This is a genomic window from uncultured Corynebacterium sp. (assembly GCF_937999985.1).
Taxonomy (GTDB): domain Bacteria; phylum Actinomycetota; class Actinomycetes; order Mycobacteriales; family Mycobacteriaceae; genus Corynebacterium.
In genome coordinates, this window is the sequence record NZ_CALLDG010000084.1 from 1 (window position 1) to 2298 (window position 2298).

Genomic DNA, 2298 nt, shown 5'->3' on the forward strand with positions numbered 1-2298 from the left:
CTCGAAGAATCCACTAAACCTCACCCCACGGACGATCAAACGGACGCTCCAGAACAATCCTCGCAGTCCTAATCATCTGAGAATCATGCTTCAGAGTCACAGACAGCGACCCCGTAAACGGAGGAATATACCCGTCGAAACGGACACCGTTCATGCGCGCCCACACAGGAGTGTCATTCACAGACACCAGCTGACGAGCCCCAGGGTCAGTGCTCACGCGAACATCCTCCCCCTCCTTCAGGGCAGGGAGACGATACTCCTTAGCACCCCGTGGAGAATGGAAAGCCGGGATAGTCCACGAAGCACCACCCTCCAGGTCAAACACTGGGTAAACCCGGTTCTCGGTAGGGTTAGCGTAAGGGACAGTGAAAGTAGTCTTCCCCGCAACACGAACCTCCTTCTCGAAAGAAGTCCCGTACCAGAACGGATCATCCGCAACCACCGTCATCACAACCTCGGTCGCGGAATTAGTGTGCGGATCGTAAGTAGTATCCACCTCGATCTCGGACAAGCGCGCCTTCAGGCGGCGGGTACGCCCGCCAACAGTCACCGCGATCGTAGAATACTCATCCCACGACCACAGGCGACGCCAGCGAGCATCCCTGGTACGCCAACCCTCACGCTCACCATCCTCGATCAACACCTTGAACACAACAGTGCGCTCAACAACACGGTGCGAGAGAAACCGAGTACCCGGCCTACTAGCCAACGGCTTAGTAACAGCCTCCACTTCAGGGTCGTAAAAACCCTCCACCTCGGACATCAGCCAAACACCATCAGCCCCAGCACCCTCACCAGCGATAGTCACACTACCACCGGCGTACCCGAACACCCTCACAACCGCTTCCACGGACACTCCTTACTTAACCTTCATCAACTGCTTACGCTCGCGGAGCTTCTCCAGGCGGATAGCCTCCTGCATATCCCGAACGTGGTAATGCACCTCCGTCTTAGCCTCGCGCGCAGCGCGGGAATCGGTCTGCGCAGGATCAAACTTCATAGCCTGATCCAGAGCACGAGAAACAACCCCGTTACCCATACCGAGATCCTTCTTAAACTGATCCAGGTTACTGATAACCAGATCAACCGGAATCTCAGCAATACCGGCATCCTCGACAGCCTTAACAATCACACTCTCGAAATGCTTAGCATTCACAGACTTCTCAACGGTAGAGAAGATCGGATGCTTACCAAACACCCGACGGCCCTCACGAACCGCACCAAGAGCCGCACCGCGAACCTGCTTAACAATCCCCGACCTGCGGATATTGTCAGACAGAGAACGGGTCAGCACCTTCTTAGTGCCCTCGATCCAGTACTTCTCGAACGAACGAGGAATCTGGTCAAAGTTCGTCTTCTCCATACTCTCTGCAAGCTGCTTGTAGGACTCCTTAGACTCCTTCGCCCTCCGGGCGCGAGCCTTAGCGATATTCTTATCCTTAGTAGCAGCCTTCGACTTGCTCTTGCGGATGTTGTTGATCTGCTCTTCGAGCTTCTTGTTCGCCTTAGCTTCCTTAGCACGCCACTCCGCCACCTTACGGGCGTTAGGCTCAAGGACCTCCAGGCGGTACGCCTTCTCAATCTCACCGTGGAGCCCAGAGAACCCGCCGGTAAGTGCGGAGCGAGCGCCATCAGAGGCCGTCCCGGCCAACCCCTTCGACGACTTCCGCACGGCACCCCGCATAGACCGCACACCCAGAATCAGACCCTCGCCAATATTCCGTCCGTACCCGGCGAACACGCGCGACGGCGAATGGATACCAAGCGCCGCCTTAAATGGGCCCCGGATCCACCCCGGAATCTTGTTTAGGAACCAGGAGCCGATTTGTCCGGCCAAAGATCCAATACCGTTCATAAGGCCCTGGACAATGTTCTGGCCAATACTGAAAAGCCATCTACCAGCTCCGGCGAAAGCACCGAGAATCGAGCTCTTCACAGAACCTAAAACTGCCTTGATTCTGCCAATAGCGCCCCGGACCCCGTTAGCCAAACCACTGATCAGGTTACGACCAGCGTTCATCAGCCACGAGATAGCCGAGCCGAAGAACGACGTGATCGCATTCTTCACCGCGGACATAGCGTTACGCACAAACCCGATAGCAGCACGCGCACCGTTAGCCAGGCCAGTAATAACATTCCGGCCCGCGTTCAACAACCACGTACCCGCACCCACAAACAGGTTACGGATCGTAGTACCCACGGTCGAGAAGAACGTAAGCACACCCTGCCAGGCCGTGGTAATACCAGTCTTCAAACCATTCATGATCGAAGAGCCAGTCTCCAACAGCCACGTACCGG

General features: G+C 56.0%; 2 protein-coding genes. Both read right to left on the minus strand.

Annotated features, from left to right (window positions below):
- Positions 1–13: 13 nt before the first annotated feature.
- Entirely contained in the window at positions 14–856 is an 843-nt protein-coding gene (locus Q0331_RS04010) for a hypothetical protein (RefSeq protein WP_298075090.1), read from the minus strand.
- A 3-nt stretch (positions 857–859) separates the two neighbouring features.
- A partial coding sequence (locus Q0331_RS04015) for a hypothetical protein (protein ID WP_367274956.1) occupies positions 860–2298 on the minus strand: 1439 nt, incomplete at its 5' end.